The organism is Paraburkholderia kururiensis, assembly GCF_034424375.1.
Taxonomy (GTDB): Bacteria; Pseudomonadota; Gammaproteobacteria; order Burkholderiales; family Burkholderiaceae; genus Paraburkholderia; species Paraburkholderia kururiensis_A.
Genome location: NZ_CP139965.1, coordinates 4,978,629 through 4,998,654 on the forward strand (window position 1 = coordinate 4,978,629; position 20,026 = coordinate 4,998,654).

Here is a 20,026-nt window from a genome sequence, read left to right on the forward strand (position 1 = left end):
TTTCCCCATTCTTTCCGCTCGTTACCGGCCGTCAAGCTCGCGCGCGAGCGGTCGATATAGCAGCTGCCCGGTGCGTGTTGGCCGGTGTGGGCGCTTGCGCCGGGCGTGCTGCGGCGCTCCGTGGGCGCCATGGATCAACGACGATGGGAGGACCCGGTCATGCAGGTTTCCGGTTCGGGCGGCGGGGCCGTCGATCCGGCGTTCTATCGCGCGGCGTCGGCGAAGCAGGGCGGTGCCGCGGCGCAGACGGATGCGCCCGCTTCGTCTGAAACCGGCGTGAAGGTGCGGCTGGGCGACCCTGCCCGGCGCGCCGACGATTCGCCGTTGTACGGCGCGACTGGGCGCCTCGCGAGCGAGGGCCAGGCTCACGACAGCACGCAAGGCGCGAACGCCCAGGCCGGCAGCTCACACACAAGCCGCGACGGCGCAGACCCCGAAGCGACGGCCGACCCACAAAGCGGCGACGCACAGCCGTCGTCTCTTGCAACGTCCACCGAGGAACCCTCCGCGAGCAAGACCGCGAGTGGTTCCACCGAGCCACCCACTGCTTCCACCGACAAGCCGGCGCCCTCTGCGTCGCCCATCAAGTCGTTCACCTACGGCACGCTGGGGCTCGAAAGTCCGGCGCAGCAATCCGAGCAGAAGGACAGCTACTACAGCGCGGGCCGGTGGCTGGCTGCGGCCGTCACGATCGGCGGGCTCATTTCGCTCATTCTCTGAGCGGCCTCGCGCCCGCGTCGGCCGTTCACGCCTCAGCCTTGCCCCCTCACTCCGGCATCTTGCGAAACGCGATGGCGAAGCGGTTCCAACCATTGATGGCCGTAACGAGCAGCGTGAGGTCGGTCAGCTCTTCCTCCGTGAAGTGCGGCTTCACGGCTTCCCAGACGGCGTCGGGCACGCGGTCGTGCGAGATGAGCGTGAGCGCCTCGGTCCATTCGAGCGCCGCGCGTTCGCGTTCGGTGAAGAACGGCGTTTCGCGCCACGTGACCACCGTGGCGAGCCGCCGTTCGGATTCGCCGCCCTTGCGTGCGTCCGTGGTGTGCATGTCCACACAGAAGGCGCAACCGTTGATCTGCGAGGCACGCAGGCGAACCAGTTCCGCGAGCGGTTTTTCCAGCGACGAGCGCGCGATGCGCTCTTCGAGTCCGCGCATGGCTTTGACGGCGTTGGGGCTGGCTTTGTAGAAGTCGAGACGAGGTTGCATGGCAATTCTCCGGTGAGTGCGTGTTCGATTTGAGCGTTGACTGGCGTTCGGCGTGGCGGCGCGCCTCGATGTGGGCGTCCGGCCGCGCGACAGAACCAAGGTTAGGCGCCGAAGTGGCTTCGGTGAATATCCGCTTTCGAGTATTTCCAGGTAGCCACTTTGAGCGGGCTGCCCGCTGGGAACCGCGTCGCCGGGCTGCCGGGCGCATCGGCCATTCCTGCGGTATCGCGCGGCGCACAAGGCGCACGCGGCCTCGCATCTGCTTTTGTCATTTCGATGTGCGAGACTGGGGACGGGACTTTTCCCGCCGTGCCAGCTTTTCACTCCTTCGCTACAACAGGTCAACGCCATGAACACGCCTTCCTGCACCGACGTCACGTTGCCGATTCTCTCCGGCGACGCCACCGTGTGGTTCTCCGCCTATGGCTTCGGCTGGGGCTACCAGGCGTTCGCGCTGCCGGTGCAGACCGTGTGCGGCCAGCTCGGTGCACGCGACGAGAGCGTGCCTCAACTGAAGCTCGCGTTCGAGTTGAACCGGCCGCGCATTCTGCGCGCCGTGCAGACGCGTGCGTCGGCGCCCGGTGCACGCATCACGCTTTCGCCCGCGGACCTCTGAGGGCTGCGTCGATGCCCGCACCACGCCCTCGCCGATGACCGATCTCGACACTTCTTCTTCGCAGCGGCGCGAGGCGTCGCCGGTTCGACGGCCGTCGCGCCGGCGCACGGCGTGGGTGGCCGCGGCAGTGCTCATTCCCGCGCTGGTGGTGGGCGCCGCCGTAACGGGCGGGTTCGTGTTGCACGCGAGCCTGCCGCAGGTGGACGGCACCTGGCACACCGATCGCGCAGCAGCGCTTGCCGCGCCCGTGACGATCGAGCGCGACGCCCTCGGCGTGCCCACCATCACGGGCCGCACTCGCGGCGACGTGGCCTACGCGACCGGCTTCGTGCAGGCGCAGGATCGCTTCTTCCAGATGGATCTGCTGCGGCGCGTGGCGGCCGGCGAGATGAGCGCGCTCGTCGGTCCCGCTGCGCTCGACCTCGACCGGCGCAACCGGCTTCATCGCTTTCGCGCGCACGCGCGCAGCATGGTCGAAGCGGCGCCTGCTTCGGAGCGCGAACTGATCGACCGCTACACCGCCGGCGTGAACGATGGTCTCTCGGCGCTTGCGTCGCGTCCGCCCGAGTACTGGCTGCTGGGTGTGCGACCTGCGGCGTGGCGGCCCGAAGATACGGCGCTCGTCGTCTATGCGATGTATCTCGACCTGCAGGCGCAGGAAGCGCGCCGCATTCTCGCGCGCGCCGCGCTGCGCGAGCGCGTGCCGCCCGACCTGTTCGCGTTCCTGCTGCCCGAGACGAGCCATTGGGACGCGCCGTTCGATGCGGCATCGGCGCCGGCCGGCGATCTTCTCGCGGCGCCCGCGCTGCCTGCCACGCGGCCCGACTGGCTGCGCGCTTCCCAGACCTCGCAAGGCGTGCAGACGCCGCGGGCGCCGCAGGCAACGCCGCGTTCGCATGCGCCCAGCCTCGCCGCGCTCGACGATGTGCTGCTGACCGAAAGCGGCGCCGTGGGCAGCAACGGCTGGGTGGTGGACGGCGCGCGCAGTGCGGCGACCACAGGCGGCAGCGCGATGCTCGCGAGCGACATGCACCTGGGGCTTTCGCTGCCGAACATCTGGTATCGCGTGGCGCTGCAGTGGCCGGACGGCGCGACGCACGCGAACGATGCGAGCGGTGCGAATGATGCGAATGATGGCAAAGGCGCGCTGCATCGCGTGGTCGGCGTGAGTCTGCCGGGCGCGCCGCTCGTGATCGCGGGCAGCAACGGGCACGTCGCGTGGGGCTTCACGAACAGCTACGGACGGTTCATCGACCTGATCGACCTCGAACGCGATCCGGCCGATCCGCTTCGCTACCGCGTGCCCGGCGGTTGGGCGCGCGCGAGCGTGGTCCATGAACGCATCGACGTGAAGGGCGGCGCGCCCGTCGATCTGCCCGTGACCGAGACGCGCTGGGGACCGGAGTGGGTCGTGGGCACGCACGCCTACGCGCTGCGCTGGGTCGCGCACGACCGCGAGGCCGTCAACCTGAACCTGCAACGACTCGAAGACGCGCACAACGTGGCCGACGCGCTGCACGTCGCGCAAACCAGCGGCATTCCCACGCAGAACATCATGGTGGCGGATTCGCACGGCGACATCGGCTGGACGCTGGCGGGGCCGCTGCCGCATCACGAGGCGTCGGCCTCCGATGCGGCGGCCGGCGACCTGCTGTTCAAGTCGTCCACCTACGCGGGCTGGCAGGGCTACCGGCCGCCCGAGGCGTATCCCGCGCGAATCGATCCGCCGCTCGGGCGGCTATGGACGGCCAACAATCGCGCGCTGCCGCTCGACGAGCAGCGCCGCATCGGCGATGCGGGCGCGGACCCCGGCGCGCGCGCGGCACAGATTCGCGACGACCTGCTCGCGCTGCCGCGCGCCACGGAGCGCGACCTGCTCGCCATCCAGACCGACGACCGCGCGCGATGGATCGAACGCTGGCGCCGCGTGGCGCTGGATGCACTGGATGCCGACGCGTTGAAGGACCACCCGCAGCGCGCCGCGTTTCGTCGCCAGCTCGAACAGTGGAACGGCCGCGCCGATGCCGACGCCGTCGGCTACCGGCTCGTGCGCGGGTTCTTCTTCTCGATGTACGACGGCTGGTTCGGCAAGCTCGATGCGAGCCTTGCGGCGAGTTTCGCCGACAGCCTGCCGGCCCTCGCGCCGCAAGCGGGCTACCGCATGGCGAGTTCGCGCTACGCGCCGGTGATGGAGACGCTCGCCGCGAACCACGCCTGGGTGCCCGACGGCGACGCCAACTGGCGCGCGTTCGTGCTGGATCGCATCGACCACGCGATCAGCGAACTGCCGAAAGGCACCACCGTGGATAACGCCCGCTGGGGCGAACGCAATCGCGCGTCCATCGAGCACCCGTTCGCGCGGCTCGTGCCGGCGTGGCTGCCGTGGGTGCGCGGCGCGCTGGGCGCACCGCACGACCCGCTGCCGGGCGACATCAACATGCCGCGTGTACAGGCGCCGTCGTTCGGGGCATCGGAGCGCATGATCGTCTCGCCGGGACACGAGCAGGACGGCATCTTCGAGATGCCGGGCGGGCAATCGGGGCACCCGCTGTCGCCGTATTTTCTGGCGGGGCATGAGGCGTGGGTGCGGGCGCAGGCGGTGCCGTTCTTGCCGGGGGAGGCGGTGCATCGGTTGGTGTTGGCGGGGCCGTGATCTGTGCTGCGAGCCAGTTTGTGAGGCGAGGCTGTAAGCCCAGGCTATGGCGCAGGTACGACCCAGGCTTGAGTTCAAGCCGTCATTCACGGCCGGCTCGTTCCCGTCAATACGTCCCCACCCAATGCCCCGGCACCCACTGCCAGTGGTTGCCTTCCCAACGGTAGTGTCCTTTGACCCAGTGATACGCCGGCCCTGGCGCCGCGGGGACCACTTCGACCATCGGCGCGGGTTGCGGCGGCCGCGCCGGTTCGACGATGCACGCGGAAAGCAGCGCCGCGCACGTCAATGCGACCGACACCGTCTGAAGGCCGCCAATGCCGAGGCCGAACGTTCTTTTCATCATGAGCTCCCTTTCGTTTGAGGTTGTGGTGAGTGAATGCACAGACACGGCATGAGATGCCGAAGAAGCGCCGCAAAAACAGCGCAGAAGCGTTGAAGAAGCGCGGCAAGACGTCACGCCCGAATCAGCCCCGTCATCGGCCGCTGCGCAAGCGACCCCGCACCGCTCTGCGCGAACAACGTGCGCGCCGTGCGCTCGGGATCGAGCCGCAGACTCTCCGCCGCCGCGCCCACAATCAGCGCATCGAGCGATGCGGTCGGCTTGAGGTCGCGCGCTTCGTAGAGGTCATTCGGCCGCAAGCCCGGCCAGTCGGCCACCACGCGGCCGCCCGCCACGGCGCCGCCGATCAGCATCGCCACCGACGCCGTGCCGTGGTCCGTGCCCGCCGTGCCGTTGGTCGCGGCGGTGCGGCCGAACTCGGTGGCCACCACCACGGTGGTCTTCGCCCACTGCGGGCCGAGTCCGTCACGCAGCGCGGCGAGCATCGTGTCGAGCGCCTTCAGTTGATTGGCGAGGCGCGGGTTCTGCGCGCCGTGCGTGTCCCAGCCGCCGGTCTCGATCATCGCGATGCGCGGGCCGTCGTCGCGGCCAAGAAAGCTCGCCGCGAGTTTGCCGAGGCTCGCCGGGTCCTGGCGGGCGCTTGCGTCGCCCGCGAGTCCGCGTGCGGTCATCGCTTCCTGCCACAGCGGGTGCAGTTGCGCGTCGCGCTCGTAGAGCTGCGAGACGCGCGCGAGCAGATCGTCGGGCGCAGCAAGCAAGGCCGAGGGCGCGTACGACGTCACGTCGGCCTTGCCGCGCAGTGCGGCGGGCACCGTGGGCGCAAACGCAATTGCGCTCGCGTGCCCGTTCGCCTGCGAAGGCGGTAGCAGGCCGACGAGTCGATTGAGCCAGCCGTCCTTCACCTGGTACGGCGCGCTGCCGCCCGTTTCCAGCACGTTCTGTCCGTCGAAGTGCGAGCGGTCGCGATAGGGCGACGCCACGGCGTGCACGAAGAGCGCTTCCTTCGCGGCATACATCTGCGCCGTATGCACGAGCGACGGATGCAGCGCGAAGGTGCCGTCGAGCTTCGTGGCCGTCGACGCATCCACCGCGAGCGCACCGCGCAGCGCGGCATACGCGGGGTCGGCGTAGGGCACGACGATGTGCAGGCCGTCGGCGGCGCCGCGCTGGATCACGAACACGAAGCGGCGGTCTGTGTCGACGCTCGCGAATGCGATGCGCGGCGCGACGAGGATCGCGCCCGCGCCGGCGGCGGCAAGGCGCATGAAGCGGCGGCGGGTGAGCATGGCGGTCATCTCCGTTGGAAGTCGGGTGAGACGAGCAGCAGCGCGATGGCCGTGGACGTGCTCTCCGCACGCGAGACGGCCTGCGCCGTGGGCTCGCTCAACGTGCCGGCAAAAAGTTGCTGGCCGAGCGCGCGCGGATCGAGGTCGGGGTTCGCGTGCGCCGCGAACCGTTGCGCGGCTTCCACGCGGCGCACGAGCGCGTCGGGCGCGGCCCAGCTTGCCGCGATGTCGTCGTAGCCCGCGGGCGACCCCGGTCGCCAGACCGGCTCGCCCAGTTGCGTCAGTAGCGGCGCGGCCTGGAACGTGCCGAGGTCTTGCCAGCCGAGTCCGCGCATTGCCGACACGGTCCACTCCCACGGCGACTTGAACTTCGCCGCGCGCGGTGACCAGGCCTCGGGCGAATCGATCAGCGCGCGATACACCGTGGGCAAGTCGCCGCCGCTTTGCGTGAACGCGTTCGCGAGGCGATCGACGACGGCTTGCGGCGGGTTGTCCGCGACGAAGTGGCGCGCGAGCTTGCCCGCGATGTGCCGCGCCGTGGCGGGCGACGCGGCGAGGTCGTGCAGGATCGCGAGCGCCTGCTGCTCGCCCGGTTCGTCGTAGCTGCGGCCCATGACGGTGCGCGCGCCCGGCTCGTGCAGCGCGGTGCGGAACACGAACGTGCCCGGCTGCGCGGGCGCCATGCGTGGGTTCTCGCGTGGGCCCGCCACGCTCCAGCCCGTGAGCGCGCGAGCGAACTCGGTCACGTCCTGCTGCGTGTAGCCGCTACGCACGCCGAGCGTATGAAGCTCCATGATCTCGCGCGCCAGGTTCTCGTTGAGGCCGCGCTTGCGCGTGGGGTCGCGCGCGGCGGCGCGCTGCGCGGCAAGGCTGTCGGGGCCCACGGAGCGGGTCTGATCGAGGAACACCTGCATCGCGGGATGCCGCTCCACGGCGACCAGCATGTCTTCGAAGTGGCCCAGCACGTGCGGGCGAATCGCTTCGGCCTCGAACGCACCCGCGAGCACGGCCACCGCGGGCTTTTCCGTCGACACCGCGAAGTGGTTGGCCCAGAAGTGGACGAGCCGTTCGACGAACGGCGTCGGCGTGACGAGCGCGCTCGCCACGCGCGCGTTGACGGCGGCGCGGTAGGTGCTCACCACGTCGGCGCGCAGGGCTTTTTCGGCTTGCTGTCTGTCGGCGAGTGGGGCGGCCGGGGGCGTGTTCGCAGGCGCGTTCGTGGCCGCATTGACGGTCATGCCGATGGCGTTGCCGCCACCCGCGCGGCCTTGGGCCTGCCCATCCACTGCTTGCGGCGGCACGCCGCCGGCTTTCGTATTCGACGCGTCGGCGAACGCTGCGGCCTTGCGCGCCGCGGCCACCAGCTCGCGGCGCTGCGCGAAGTCCGCCGCGAGCGCCACCGACGAGGGCAGCCCCGACCACGCGGCCGGCATCGGCTGATAAGCGCTCAGCTGTTCGATGAGCCATGCCTTCGGCTCACGCGGCGGCGCGTCGCCGGGGCGCGTGCCCAGACCGAAGCGGTTGAGCGCGATGGCGGCGGCGTCCGTGGCGTTGGTGGCGTTGGTGGCCGTCGCGGCATTAGAGGCGGAGGACGTGACCATACGGAGTCCCTCGTGCGATGACTGCGATGTCTCTTGAACGGCGCTCGTGGTGGGAATCCGTCGCTCGTCGGCGCGAGCGCGCAAAAAACGCGGATCGTCGTGGCTTCCCGTAGCCGCTCATTGCCGCGGCGGGCGTTCCTATAATGCAAGGCACCGAGACGCGCCTGCCCACACCGCACTGCGCCGATCGACGTGCAAACCGGGAGGAAACATGCTGCTCACAGGCGGTTGCCATTGCGGACACGTCCGCTACGAAGTGCAGGCCGAGCCTTTCGATTCCACCGTCTGCCACTGCGCCGATTGCCGGCGCGTGGTGGCCGCGCCCGTCGTCGCCTGGTTCAGCGTGCCGCGTACGGCGTTCCGTTTCGTGAGCGGCGAGCCGAAGCGCTATGCGTCGAGCGAGCCGGTGCTGCGCACCTTCTGTCCCGACTGCGGCACGCCGCTCACCTACCAGCACCACGACTATCCCGACGACATCGACGTCGCCACCTGTAGCCTCGACGCCCCCGAGCGCGTGCCGCCGATGCATCACACATGGACCTCGCACGCGCTGCCGTGGGTCGTGGTGGCCGATGGCCTGCCGCGCTATCCGCAGGATGCGACGGACGGTTGAGCCCAAACTGTCGTACCTCCATCCGCGTAGGTAAGATGAGCGCCCGGAATCAGGTCAAGTCGAAACCAGGCCAGGACCGGACCAGAGAATGCGGCACGGGCATGCGCACGGTGCCGTCGCTCCACCACGCGAAAAAAGGGCGGGCAACGATGCAGATCGACTGGACAGTCATCCGCGCCGACACGGCCGGCGCAGCGGTTGAGAGGGTGGAACTGACGGGCTGGATGGTGCCGCCCGACCTGGGCGCCGCGTCGTCCGACTACTTTTTGTTGTTGCCCGAGGCGCCCTGTTGCGGCCCCTGCGTGCCGCGCGATCCCTGCGGATGCGTCGAAGTCCATGCTGCGCGTTCCGTGCCGCTGCAGAGCGGTCCGCTTCGCGTGCGGGGTCGGCTTGAACGACGTGCGTCCGACGACGCGCCCGGTGGGCAGGGTTGGCGCTATCGGCTTGTGTCGGCCACGGCCGTCGATGCCTCGCCGCGGCACGACGCAAACGGCTCGCGGCCTCCGTTGAGCCGTCGCGCGTTCCTGGCCTCGGGCGCGGCGCTGGGTCTGGCCGCCTGTGCTTCGGGCGCGAGCTCCGGTGCGGGCTTCGGCGTCTTCTCGCGCTACACCGATTCGCCTGCGGGCGCCGCGTCGCAGCCGGGCGCATCGGACCGTCCGGCGAGCGCATGGGTGCCCTCGGCGGACGCCGTCCCCCTCGACATGCACAGCCACGCGGGGCGCGTCATCGTCTCGCGCGATCCCGCAATCGGCGCGCGGCGTCCGTTCGTTCCCGTTGCCGCGCCCATGCGAGCAGGCGGCATGAAGGTGATCTGCCTCGCCATCGTGACGGACACCACCGTGACCCGCGTGTCGGCCGATCGGCTGCGCTTCGAGCCGTGGCGCACGCCGGAGTCGGGCGAACTCTATGCGCTCGGGCAGACCGAGTTCGCGCGCGCGAAGCAGTTGCTCGAACGCGAGCAGATGCCGATGGTGCTCGACTCGGCCTCGCTCGCGTCGCACGCCGCTGCGGGGCCATGCGCCATCATCGCGGCCGAAGGCGCCGACTTCCTGGAAGGGCAGATCGATCGCGTGGACGAGGCGTATTCGGCGCACGGGCTGCGGCATCTGCAACTTACGCACTACCGCGTCAACGAACTGGGCGACATTCAGACCGAGCCGCCCGTGCACGGCGGTCTCACCGATTTCGGCGCGGACGTGGTGAGGCGCTGCAACACGCTCGGCATCGTGGTCGACGTCGCGCACGGCACGTACGACCTCGTGAAGCGCGCGGCGTCGGTCACGACGAAGCCGCTCGTGCTCTCGCATACGGCGCTCGCCGCGCATCCGGGCGAGCGCAGCCGCCGCATTTCGCCGGACCACGCGCGCGCCATCGCCGACACGGGCGGCGTGATCGGCGTATGGCCGAGTTCGGGCACGTTCCACAGTCTCGACGCGATGGCCGAAGGCATGAAGCGGCTCGCGGATCTCGTCGGCGTGGATCACGTGGGGCTCGGCTCGGACCTGCTCGGCTTCATTTCGCCGCCGGTGTTTCGCAGCTACGAGCAGTTGCCGTCGCTGGGCGACGCGCTGTTGCGCGCGGGCTTCTCGCAGCCGGAGACGGAACGCGTGCTGGGCGGCAACTATCGGCGCGTGTTCGAGGCAAGCGTGGGGTGGACGGCGGGGTGACAGCACGGTCCGCTGCCGTGCTTGCCACTCCAGCCGCACGTCCAGCCCCGTTTGACACTTTTGGTACGATGCACGCTTTTCCAGCCGCTCCCCTTCCCGCGTGAACCGCCGATTCGTTTCCCTTGTCCGCGAGCGCTGCGCTCGCTGGTTGGCCAACGTCAAGCCTGCCGTAGCGGCCGGCGTGGCGAAGACGAGGGCCGTCGCGGCGCCGCTGGCCGCACGTGCGCTCGCTACGGCGCGCTTTCTGGCCGGCGCCGCCTGGTTCCATCTGCGGCATCCCACGCGCCGCGGCGTGGCGCTCGCGGTGGCCGCCGTGCCCGCGCTCTTCGTGCTCTACGTGCTCGTGCTGATTCCGTTCACGCCGAGCATCAGCGACATCCGCAAGGCGCGCGTGGACCAGCCCGCGCAGATTCTCTCCGCCGACGGCAAGCTGCTCGCCGAGTTCAAGCCGTCGAACCGCGAATGGGTGCCGCTCGCCGAAATCTCGCCGCACATGGTGGATGCGCTCATTTCGACGGAGGACCACCGCTTCTACGAGCACCACGGGCTGGACTGGCGGCGCACGGCGTCCGCGGCGCTGCACACGTTTTCGGGCGACCGGCAGGGCGGCTCCACCATCACGCAGCAACTGGCGCGCAATCTCTACCCGGACCAGATCGGCCGTGCGCCCACGCTCACGCGCAAGCTCAAGGAAGCCATCACCGCGTTCAAGATCGAAGCGGTCTACAGCAAGAGCCAGATTCTCGAAACCTATCTGAACACGGTGCCGTTCCTCTACAACGCCTACGGCGTGGAGATGGCCGCGCGCACCTACTTCAACAAATCGGCAAGCGAACTGGACGTGCTCGACGCCGCCACGCTCACGGGCATGCTCAAGGGCAACAGCTACTACAACCCCGTGCTGAACCCCGAGCGCGCGCTGGAGCGGCGCAACACCGTGCTCGCGCAGATGGTGAAGTACGGCAAGCTGAGCCCCGCCGCGTTCCAGAGCCTGAAGCGCAAGCCGTTGCGCGTGGACTTCGAGCGGCAGACCGAGCCGCCCGGCCCCGCGCCGCATTTCGCGCAGCAACTGCGCAAGTGGCTGATCGCGTGGGCCGACCGCAACGACTACAACGTCTATTCGGACGGCCTCGTGGTGCGCACGACGATCGATTCTCGCCTGCAGGCCATGGCCACGCAGGCGCTCGCGCGCCAGGGCAACCAGTTGCAGGGCATCGCGAACGGCGCGTGGAGCGGGCGCGACGGCTGCTCGGCGGCCAGCGATCCGTTCCGCGCGTTCATGCGCGAGAGCCCCGACTATCGCGCCGCGCGCGACGCCGGGCAGACCGACGAAGAAGCGCTCAAGCACCTCGCCGCGGACCGTTCGTTCATGCGCGGCCTGTGCAAGGACAAGACGCGTATCGAAGCGGCCTTCCTCGCCATCGACCCGCGCAACGGCCAGATCAAGGCGTGGGTGGGCAGCCGCGATTTCACCGACGAGCCCTTCGATCACGTGCAGCAGGCGCGCCGTCAGCCGGGCTCCACGTTCAAGCCGTTCGTCTACGGCGCGGCGTTCGAACAGGGCGCGAAGCCGACCGACACCTTCATCGACCAGCCCGTCGAGATTCCGCTGGCAGGCGGCGAGATCTGGCGTCCCGACGACGACGTGCCGCCAACCGGCCGTCCCATGACGCTGCGCGACGCCATTGCGTACTCGCGCAACCGCATCACCGCGCAGTTGATGCAGACCGTGGGGCCGGAGCGCGTGGCGCGTCTTGCGCGCGCCATGGGCGTGCGCGACAGCCGGCTCGACACCGTGCCGTCGCTCGCGCTCGGCACGAGCCCGGTCACGCTCAAGGAAATGGTGTCGGCCTACGCGACCATCGCGGACGACGGCGCGTACCACGAGCCGCGCATGGTCACGCGCATCGAAGATCACGAGGGCAACGTGCTGGCCGAATTCGAACCGGCGTCGCCGGAACAGGCGCTGCCCGAGGCCGCGGACAAGACGCTCATCGACGTGATGCGCGACGTGGTGAACCGCGGCACAGGCGCGGCGATTCGCACGCGCTACGGCATTCGCGCCGACGTGGCCGGCAAGACCGGCACCACGCAGGGCAACACGGACGGCTGGTTCATCCTCATGCATCCGCAACTGGTGGCGGGCGCGTGGGTGGGCTTCGACGACGGCCGCGTGACGCTGCGCAGCGACTACTGGGGGCAGGGCGCGCACAGCGCGTTGCCGATCGTCGGCGACTTCTTCTCGCGGGCGCTTTCCTCACGCATCGTCGATACGCGTGCGAAGTTCGTGACCGAGGTGCAGCCGGGCTGGTTCGACGTGTTCCGCGAGAAGCTGCGCGCGTGGATCGAGCATCTGTTCCCGTCGACGCAGAAGACGGAAGTGGCGGCGCCGGTGAAGCGGGCGCCGCCGCGCGCGGTGCCGGCGTCGGAGGCTTCCGGGGCGTCCGAGGCTTCGGCTGCTTCTGCGGCTTCGGCTGCGTCTGTGGCATCTGCTGCATCTGCAGCAGCGGTGGCTTCGGGCGTTCCGGCTTCGGGTGCTGCTGCGGCCTCCGGCGCAGTGGCGGCGTCGGGCGCGTCGGCGTTCCCGTTCGGCGTGCCGCCCATTCTTCATGCGCCGGGTGCGTTGCCGTCGGAGCAGCCGCCGTCGTCGCCCACGCCTACCCCTGATGTGACCGAGCCCAGCGCGGGAGTGGGTGGCGGCTCGGGCGCAGGCGGCGACACGGCGCAGGGGCAGAGTCAGCCGGGGCAGTGAGATGCGCGCACGCCGTGCGATGCGGCGGCGCGGTTCGGGTGCTTGCGGGGGTGACGGTGGCCGCCTCACGCCGTCGCGAGTCGAGCCTGTCGCGATGGCGCGCTTAGGGGGCGTGCTTATGGTGGTGCGTTTAGCGCACATGCTTAGGGTGGCACGCTTACGGCACCGTGCGCCGAAGCTACGCGCCTAAGCCTTCGTGTCGTGCCGCATTGCAAGCGAGCCGGCGAGCGCTTGTGCTGTGGCTCACGCTGGCCGCTACGTTACGCAACGCGAGGCCACTTAGGGCCACTTACGCGTCCGCTTCACTCGCTCGCCGCTTGCCCGTCCTGCGCCTTGCTTAGTTCTTTCTCCTGCTGAGCCTTCCGCTGCTGCAACGGTAGTCGCCATTGCCCGCGCCGCTTGAGCCCTTCGGCGAACGTCGCGCGCTCGTCGGGCGTGAGCGTCGCGGCGAAATCGGCCACGCCTTGCTCGATGCGCGTGCGCAGCGCGGTATCCGCGGCGCGCGTGCGGGCGAGCGCGGCATCGAGTGCCGGACGGTCCAGTTGCGGCGCCGCCAACAGTTCCAGCACCTGATTGCGCGCTTCACGGCCTTCGCGTGCAAACTCGCGGCCCTCGTGCCGCGCGTTCTTCAACGCATCGAGAAACTGCTGCTGACGCTCGGGCGACAGTTCGCTCGCGGCGAAGCGCAGCGCTGTGGGCGGTTGCACGCGCGCGGCCTCGTGGGTTTCGCCGCGCGTGCTGAACCATTGAATCGCGCCGCCGCCAATCGCGCCCAGCAGGAACGCGTTGAGCACGAGCGAGCCCACCAGCGCCAGTTTCCAGGACCGCTCGCTCATTCGCCGCTCCAGTCCGCGGACGATCCGCCGAAACTCGTGGTGATGGAAGGCACGCTCGCTTCGTGCAGCGGCTCGCCTGTCACGAGGAAGAACGACACCGCGAACGCGCCGGCCAGCCCGCCTGCGAGCCCCACGCCCGCAATCGCGGCGCCCGACCACCAGAGCGGCGAGCGCTGCCAGAAGAAGCGCGGGCGCTTGCGTCGTCGACTGTCGGCAGCCGAAGGCGCGGCGGCGATCACGCGTTCGTACAGCGCGTGGTCGGGCGGTGCGACGACGTGACTTTCGAGCCACGTATCGAGGCTCGACTGCTGCGCGAGCAGCGCGTCGGCTTCGGCGCGGTGGCCGGCGGCCCACGCCTGCGCGTCGGCGCGTTCGCTTGCGGGCCAGCGGCGCGGCTCGGCGCCGTATGCCTCGACGATGGCCCGGAATCTCTCAGGTGTCATGGCATGTCCTCACGTTGTTTCGGGGCCGCTGCCGGCCAGTTGGGCGCGCAGGTTGCGCCGCGCGCGCGCCAGCAGGCTCTCCAGTGCATCGACCGAAATGCCCATCACGGCCGCGGCCTCGATGTTCGAGAGTTCCTGGTAATAGTTGAGCACGAGCGCCTCGCGCTGGCGCGGCGGCAGCGCGGCGAGCGCGGCCTGCACGCGCGCGTCGCGGGCACGCGCTTCGAGCCTTGCGTCGGGCAGCGGCGCGGGATCGGGCTCGTCCGGTATCTCGTCCACGGTGTCCTCGCGATGGCCGCGCAGCCGGTCGTAGCAGAGGTTCATCGCGACACGGTGCAGCCACGTGTCGAAGCGCGCCTCGCCTTCGCGCCAGCGCGGCGCCTGTTTCCAGATGCGCACGAACGCTTCCTGCGCGACGTCCTCGGCTTCCGTGCGGTCGCCGAGCATGCGGGTGGCGAGCGCGAGCAGCCGCGGCAGCTTGCGGGCCACGAGCGCACGCACGGCCGCAGGCTCTTCGCGGCCGACCCGGGCAAGGAGGTCGGCGTCGGGGTCGCGGCCACGGTCGCCGTCACGGCCTCGCGCGAGGTCACGTTCCGGGTCTTCCTCGTCAAGGCGGCCCGCTCTGCCCGACGGTCGCTTTTCGCTCAAGGGGCGTGGTCCCGTGCGGTCGCCGAAGCGTGTCTGCGGGCGCGAATCGTTTTCACGTGGCGTGACTCCCTGCGCATCGGAGGGTCCGGTTGCGGTGCTGGCGCGCGGCGCGAGCGCCGAACGTGGGGGCGTTTCGGTTTCGACCTGCATTGCCTTGGCAGCGGCATGTGGCCGTCAATATACGACGACCGCGGGACGGTAATACGCGGGCCGGGCCGGCACGACGACACAGCCCGCGAGCGTGACCGCGGCGAGCGTCAGGACGAGAAGTGTTTTCATGGGTTCACCGTTCGCGTGGGGCGGGCTCGCTTCAGCGGATCTCTGCATCGTCGAAGGGCGAAGGCGCCTCAACGCGCCCAATGTCCTTCCACCCAGCGCCAGTTTGGCCCACGCCGCACCCAGTGACCGGGCACCCAGCGGTAGCCCATGCGCACCGGCTGCCAGTGGCCGGGCAGCCAGACGTACTGGCCGTGCTCCCAGCGCCAGCGGCCCTGGTCCCAGACGTAGCCCGCGCGCGGCGCCGGCATGACTTCCACGCGCGGCGGCGGCGGCGCGACCGGCGCGATGATGACGGCCTGCGCGAACGCGGCCGGGGCGATCAGCATGACGGCGGCAGCGGCGGCAAGCCGGGCGCGGCCGGCGGTACGTGTCGTGAAAGATGCGGCGAAAGGTGCGGCGGACGATGCGGCAACACACCTCGCGCAAAGCGCGCGAAGGACGCTAAGGAATTTCATGTGAGGCTTCTCCCGTTCGTAACAGCGGATGGATTCCGTTTCTGTTTGAACGGGCGCGATGCGGGAATCCGTCGCGCGCGAGCGTTACGGGGCGTTACCGCGCGAACGACTGCGTGCGCGGCGCTGCCGTGGACGCCCGCACCACCAGCTTTGGCGCCGAGGCGAGGCACATGCGCGGCGCGGGCTGTCCGCTGGCCGCCGCATCCGTTCCTGTTGCCGCCTCGTGCGGCGCGCCTTCGATCAGTTCGCGCAGCAGCGTGACGGCCAGTTCCGCCGCTTCCGCCGTCGGCACGGCCACCGTGGTCAAGGCGGGCCGCGATTCGCGCGCGGGCAGGATGTCCGTGATGCCCACCACGGAGAGATCGCGCGGCACGTCGAGCCCGAGGTCCGCCGCGGCCTGCATCGCGCCGAGCGCGGGCAGGTCGTTGGTGGCGAAGATCGCGGTGATGGACGGATCGCCTTCCAGCAGATCGCGCGTGGCCGTATAGCCGCCGTGGACGGTGTCCGCGGCCTGACGCACGTGCGCCGCGGGCACGTCGAGCCCGGCGGCGCGCGCGGCATCCACGAAGCCGTCGTAGCGCGCCGCGTGAATGCCCGAGACCTTGCTGCCCACGATCACGCCGATGCGTCGGTGCCCCAGCTCCATCAGATGCGCGCCCGCCAGTTGCCCGGCCAGCCGGAAGTCCACGGCCACGCACGGCAGCCCCGGCGGATCGAGCGGCCGCTCCCACATGCAGAGCACGACGGGCGCGCCGCGCGCTTCGGTCAGGCGCAGGTCCGCGAAATCGAGGTTCGCGTTGGTGACGAGCACGCCCTCGGAGAGCGTGCCCGCGATCTGCTCCAGATAAGCGCGGCCCAGCTGCGGATCTTCGTTGGTGTTGCAGATGATGAGGAAGTGGCCGCTCGCGCGCGCCGCACGCTCCACGGCGAGCGCGAATTCGGGATAGAACGGGTTCGCGATGCTCGACACCATGAGCGCGATGGTGGGAGCGCGGCCTTCGGCGAGTGCGCGTGCCGCGAGGTGCGGCCGGTAGCCGAGCGCCTCGACGGCCTCCAGCACGCGCCGGCGCGTTTCCTCGCCCACGCGGCCGCGGCTGCGCAGCACGTTGGAGACGGTGGCGGGCGTCACGCCCGCGTGGCGCGCGACTTCGCTGAGTGTGGGCATGGGGTTTCCATTATTTGGGACGCCTGTTCAATGTTTGCATCATCGCGGTTTGGACGGCACTATTGCTCCACCCAAAAACGATATCGGAGACTCCAACCGGCCATTGATCGCACCCGCGGTCAATTTTTTTCGGACGGTTGATTAAGCGCTTAATCTCCGACTTCGAGCGATTAAATCACGGAGTCGATGCAATGGCGAGCATTTCGTTGAGAGGCGTGCGCAAGGCCTATGACGGCGCCGCGCCGGTCGTCCGCGATGTCGATCTGGACATCGGCGAAAACGAGTTCTGCGTATTCCTCGGCCCCTCGGGCTGCGGCAAGTCCACGCTGCTGCGCGTGATCGCGGGTCTGGAAGACGCGACGGACGGCGAGGTGTGGATCGGCGGGCGCAACGTCAACGACGTGCCCGCGGCCCAGCGGGGCGTGGCCATGGTGTTCCAGAGCTACGCGCTCTTTCCGCACATGACCGTGTTCGAGAACATGGCCTTCGGTCTCAAGATCGCGAAGACGCCGAAAGACGAGATCGCCCGCAAGGTCAACGAGGCCGCGCGCATTCTTCAGCTCGAACCCTTGCTGCAACGCCGCCCGCGCGAACTGTCGGGCGGCCAGCGCCAGCGCGTGGCCATCGGCCGCGCCATCGTGCGCGAGCCCGGCGTGTTCCTCTTCGACGAGCCGCTCTCCAATCTCGATGCCACGCTGCGCGGCCAGACGCGCATCGAGATCGCGCGTCTGCACCGGCAGTTCGCGAAGGCGAGCGTGGTGTACGTGACGCACGACCAGATCGAAGCCATGACGCTTGCCGACCGCATCGTGCTGCTGCACGCGGGCGCCGACGCCGAACGCTACGGCAGCATCGCGCAAAGCGGCGCGCCGCTCGAGCTGTACCACCGTCCCGCCAGCCGCTTCGTGGCGGGCTTCATCGGCTCGCCGCGCATGAACTTTCTGCCGGGCAGCGTGGTCGGCATCGGCCCGCAAGGCGTCACGGTCGCGCTCGCGCACACGGACGAACGCGTGAGCGTGGCCGTGGACGGCAGCGCCTTGCAGCCCGGCCAGCCGGTTACGTTCGGCGTGCGCCCGGAGCATCTCGAACTTGCGCTGGGCGGGCCGGGTGTGGGCAATGAAGCACAAGACGTCTCGCTCACGCGCGGCGTCGTGCTCGTGGAGCGCCTGGGCGAACACAGCTACGTGCATCTCGACCAACCCGGCGGCGACGTGCTGATCGCGAAGGTGCCGGGCGGCGCGCAGATCGACCGTGGCCATCGCGCCACCTTCCGGGCGAGCGCCGCCGCCTGCCATCTCTTCACCGAGGACGGCCGCGCCGTGCCGCTGCTCCAGACCACGGAGCACGTCGCCTGACGGCGTGATCGTCTCGCAACGCGCACACCTGCCAACCAGCACACAGAACACCCAGGAGACGAACGCAATGCGCCTTGGAGTCTGCTACTACCCGGAACACTGGCCCGAATCGATGTGGGAAGACGACGCCCGCCGCATGAAGGCGCTCGGCATCAGCCAGGTGCGAATCGCCGAGTTCGCCTGGAGCCGCATGGAGCCGAGCCCCGGCGAATACGACTGGGGCTGGCTCGACCGCGCCGTCGACGTGCTCGGCAACGCGGGCCTGCAGGTCGTGATGTGCACGCCCACGGCGACGCCGCCGAAGTGGCTCATCGACCGGCATCCCGACATCCTGCCCGTGGGCGCCGATGGCCGCGTGCGCGGCTTCGGCTCGCGCCGTCACTACGACTTTTCGTCGCCGTCGTACTACGAAGCGTCGCAGCGCATCTGCACGGCCGTGGCCGAGCGCTACGGCAAGCATCCCGCCGTGGCGTACTGGCAGACCGACAACGAGTTCGGTTGTCATCAGACCGTGGTCAGCTATTCGCCCGCGGCGGTGGCGCGCTTTCGCGAGTGGCTGCGCGCGCGCTACGGCACGATCGACGCCCTGAACCGCGCCTGGGGCACCGTGTTCTGGAGCATGGAGTACCGCAGCTTCGACGAGATCGACGCGCCCATCGGCACCGTTACCGAAGCGCATCCTTCGCACCGGCTCGACTACCGCCGTTTCGCTTCCGACGAAGTGGCGCGCTACAACCGCATGCAGGTGGAGGTCATCCGCGCGCATTCGCCGGGCCGGCCCGTGGCGCACAACTTCATGCAGCTGTTCACGGAATTCGATCACTACAAGGTGGCCGCGGACCTCGACGTCGCGACGTGGGACAGCTACCCGCTCGGCGCGCTCGAAGAACTGTGGTTTGCGCCCGAACTCAAGGCGCGCTGGCTGCGCACGGGGCACCCCGACTTCGCGTCGTTCAATCACGACGTGTATCGCGGCATGTCGAAGCTGCCGTTCTGGGTGATGGAGCAGCAGCCCGGTCCCGTGAACTGGGCGCAGTGGAACCCCGCGCCGCTGCCGGGCATGGTCCGTCTTTGGAGCTGGGAGGCCTTTGCGCACGGCGCCGGCTGCGTGTCGTATTTCCGCTGGCGCCAGGCGCCGTTCGCGCAGGAGCAGATGCACGCGGGTCTCAACACGCCCGACAACCGCCTCGACCTGGGCGGCAACGAAGCGACCCAGGTTGCCGCCGACATTCGCCGCGTGCTGGACGCTCACGCGGACGCCGCAGGCGACGTGCGGGCCGCCGTCGCGCTCGTGTTCGACTACGAGGCGAAGTGGCTCTTCGAGGTTCAACCGCAGGGCGCGGACTTCCATTACCCGCGCTTCGCGTTCGAGTACTACTCGGCGCTGCGCTCGCTCGGGCTCGACGTCGATATCGTGCCGGCGCATGCGCCGCTCGACGGCTACAAACTCGTGGTCGTGCCGCCGCTGCCCGTGGTGCCCGACGACTTCGCGGACCGCCTCGCGCGCTGCGGCGCGCACGTGGTGCTCGGGCCGCGCACGGGCTCGAAGACGCGCGATCTGCAGATTCCGTCGAACCTTCCGCCGGGCTCGCTTGCCGGGTTGCTCGGCGCACGCGTGTGGCGCGTGGAGTCGCTGCGGCCGAACGTGGACGTGCCGGTGGTGTCGAGCCATGTCGCAACTGGCGCTGCCGCGCAGCCGTTCGCGGGCGTGGGCCGCCACTGGCGCGATCTGATCGACACGGGCACGGATGCCGAGCGTGATGTCTCAGGCGTCGAGGTGCGCGCAACGTTCGGCGACGGCCATCCCGCGTGGGTGCGCCGTGGTCGCGTGAATTACCTCGCGAGCCTGTTCGACGATGCGCTCACGGCCCACGTGATCGCGCAGATCGCGGGCGAAAGCGGGCTCGACGTGACCGCGCAAGGCGAGAGCGTGCGCGTGAGCCGCCGCGGCGGGCTCACCTACGTGTTCAATTACGGCGAAGCGACGCACACCATCGACGGCGTGGACGCCGCAGCCTTCGTGCTGGGCTCGCGTGACGTCGAACCGCAAGGCGTGGCGGCTTATCGCACGTCGGCTTAAGCACCGCCTTCGTCAACGGGCGGAACAAGA

At 69.7% G+C, this 20,026-nt stretch carries 17 protein-coding genes; 8 read left to right on the top strand and 9 right to left on the bottom strand.

The annotated features are described in order from the left end of the window. Positions 1–129 precede the first annotated feature (129 nt). Positions 130–720: a hypothetical protein gene (locus tag U0042_RS22395; RefSeq protein ID WP_157977773.1), complete on the top strand. Its 591-nt coding sequence runs from the start codon at positions 130–132 to the stop codon at positions 718–720. Between the two features lie 46 nt (positions 721–766). Here the strand turns inward: U0042_RS22395 and U0042_RS22400 are convergent, their stop codons facing one another. Beyond that, positions 767–1,204, bottom strand: coding sequence for a carboxymuconolactone decarboxylase family protein (locus U0042_RS22400; protein ID WP_114809077.1), 438 nt, complete (start codon positions 1,202–1,204; stop codon positions 767–769). A gap of 349 nt (positions 1,205–1,553) precedes the next feature. Here U0042_RS22400 and U0042_RS22405 point away from each other — a divergent pair, with 349 nt between their 5' ends. Both U0042_RS22405 and U0042_RS22410 read left to right on the top strand, forming a co-directional pair. Then, positions 1,554–1,820: a hypothetical protein gene (locus U0042_RS22405; protein WP_114809076.1), complete on the top strand. Its 267-nt coding sequence runs from the start codon at positions 1,554–1,556 to the stop codon at positions 1,818–1,820. 34 nt (positions 1,821–1,854) lie between these two features. Further along, positions 1,855–4,473 carry a penicillin acylase family protein gene (locus tag U0042_RS22410; RefSeq protein ID WP_114809075.1) on the top strand — a complete coding sequence of 873 codons (2,619 nt, stop codon included), beginning with the start codon at positions 1,855–1,857 and terminating at the stop codon, positions 4,471–4,473. Positions 4,474–4,579: 106 nt separating this feature from the next. Here U0042_RS22410 and U0042_RS22415 read toward each other — a convergent pair whose 3' ends face one another. From U0042_RS22415 to U0042_RS22425, 3 genes are all read right to left on the bottom strand, one after another. After that, positions 4,580–4,819, bottom strand: coding sequence for a YXWGXW repeat-containing protein (locus U0042_RS22415; RefSeq protein ID WP_419150456.1), 240 nt, complete (start codon positions 4,817–4,819; stop codon positions 4,580–4,582). Positions 4,820–4,929: 110 nt separating this feature from the next. Beyond that, positions 4,930–6,111, bottom strand: coding sequence for a DUF1501 domain-containing protein (locus U0042_RS22420; protein WP_198665212.1), 1,182 nt, complete (start codon positions 6,109–6,111; stop codon positions 4,930–4,932). After that, positions 6,108–7,703 (bottom strand): DUF1800 domain-containing protein, encoded by a 1,596-nt coding sequence (locus U0042_RS22425; protein WP_114809074.1) that lies wholly within the window; start codon positions 7,701–7,703, stop codon positions 6,108–6,110. The genes U0042_RS22420 and U0042_RS22425 overlap by 4 nt, the downstream gene beginning before the upstream one ends. A gap of 211 nt (positions 7,704–7,914) precedes the next feature. Between U0042_RS22425 and U0042_RS22430 the strand changes: the two genes are divergently transcribed. The 3 genes from U0042_RS22430 (at position 7,915) to U0042_RS22440 (ending at position 12,735) form a co-directional block, all read left to right on the top strand. Continuing rightward, positions 7,915–8,316, top strand: coding sequence for a GFA family protein (locus U0042_RS22430; RefSeq protein ID WP_114809073.1), 402 nt, complete (start codon positions 7,915–7,917; stop codon positions 8,314–8,316). Between the two features lie 149 nt (positions 8,317–8,465). Continuing rightward, positions 8,466–9,983, top strand: coding sequence for a dipeptidase (locus U0042_RS22435; RefSeq protein WP_198665211.1), 1,518 nt, complete (start codon positions 8,466–8,468; stop codon positions 9,981–9,983). Positions 9,984–10,131: 148 nt separating this feature from the next. After that, positions 10,132–12,735 (top strand): penicillin-binding protein 1A, encoded by a 2,604-nt coding sequence (locus tag U0042_RS22440; protein WP_232833217.1) that lies wholly within the window; start codon positions 10,132–10,134, stop codon positions 12,733–12,735. 302 nt (positions 12,736–13,037) lie between these two features. Here U0042_RS22440 and U0042_RS22445 read toward each other — a convergent pair whose 3' ends face one another. From U0042_RS22445 to U0042_RS22465, 5 genes are all read right to left on the bottom strand, one after another. After that, entirely contained in the window at positions 13,038–13,571 is a 534-nt protein-coding gene (locus U0042_RS22445) for a periplasmic heavy metal sensor (protein WP_114809071.1), read from the bottom strand. Beyond that, on the bottom strand, positions 13,568–14,014 hold the full coding sequence (locus U0042_RS22450; protein ID WP_114809070.1) for a hypothetical protein: 447 nt from the start codon (positions 14,012–14,014) through the stop codon (positions 13,568–13,570). The genes U0042_RS22445 and U0042_RS22450 overlap by 4 nt, the downstream gene beginning before the upstream one ends. Before the next feature lie 9 nt (positions 14,015–14,023). Next, positions 14,024–14,662 (bottom strand): RNA polymerase sigma factor, encoded by a 639-nt coding sequence (locus U0042_RS22455; protein ID WP_114809487.1) that lies wholly within the window; start codon positions 14,660–14,662, stop codon positions 14,024–14,026. A 347-nt stretch (positions 14,663–15,009) separates the two neighbouring features. Next, the gene (locus U0042_RS22460) at positions 15,010–15,396 is read right to left on the bottom strand and encodes a YXWGXW repeat-containing protein (protein WP_198665210.1); all 387 of its coding nucleotides are present in this window, start codon (positions 15,394–15,396) and stop codon (positions 15,010–15,012) included. A gap of 94 nt (positions 15,397–15,490) precedes the next feature. Beyond that, positions 15,491–16,561: a LacI family DNA-binding transcriptional regulator gene (locus U0042_RS22465; protein WP_114809068.1), complete on the bottom strand. Its 1,071-nt coding sequence runs from the start codon at positions 16,559–16,561 to the stop codon at positions 15,491–15,493. A 191-nt stretch (positions 16,562–16,752) separates the two neighbouring features. Between U0042_RS22465 and U0042_RS22470 the strand changes: the two genes are divergently transcribed. Both U0042_RS22470 and U0042_RS22475 read left to right on the top strand, forming a co-directional pair. Next, complete coding sequence (locus tag U0042_RS22470) at positions 16,753–17,916, top strand: ABC transporter ATP-binding protein (RefSeq protein WP_114809067.1); 1,164 nt, start codon at positions 16,753–16,755, stop codon at positions 17,914–17,916. Positions 17,917–17,983: 67 nt separating this feature from the next. Further along, entirely contained in the window at positions 17,984–19,996 is a 2,013-nt protein-coding gene (locus U0042_RS22475) for a beta-galactosidase (RefSeq protein WP_114809066.1), read from the top strand. Positions 19,997–20,026 lie beyond the last annotated feature (30 nt).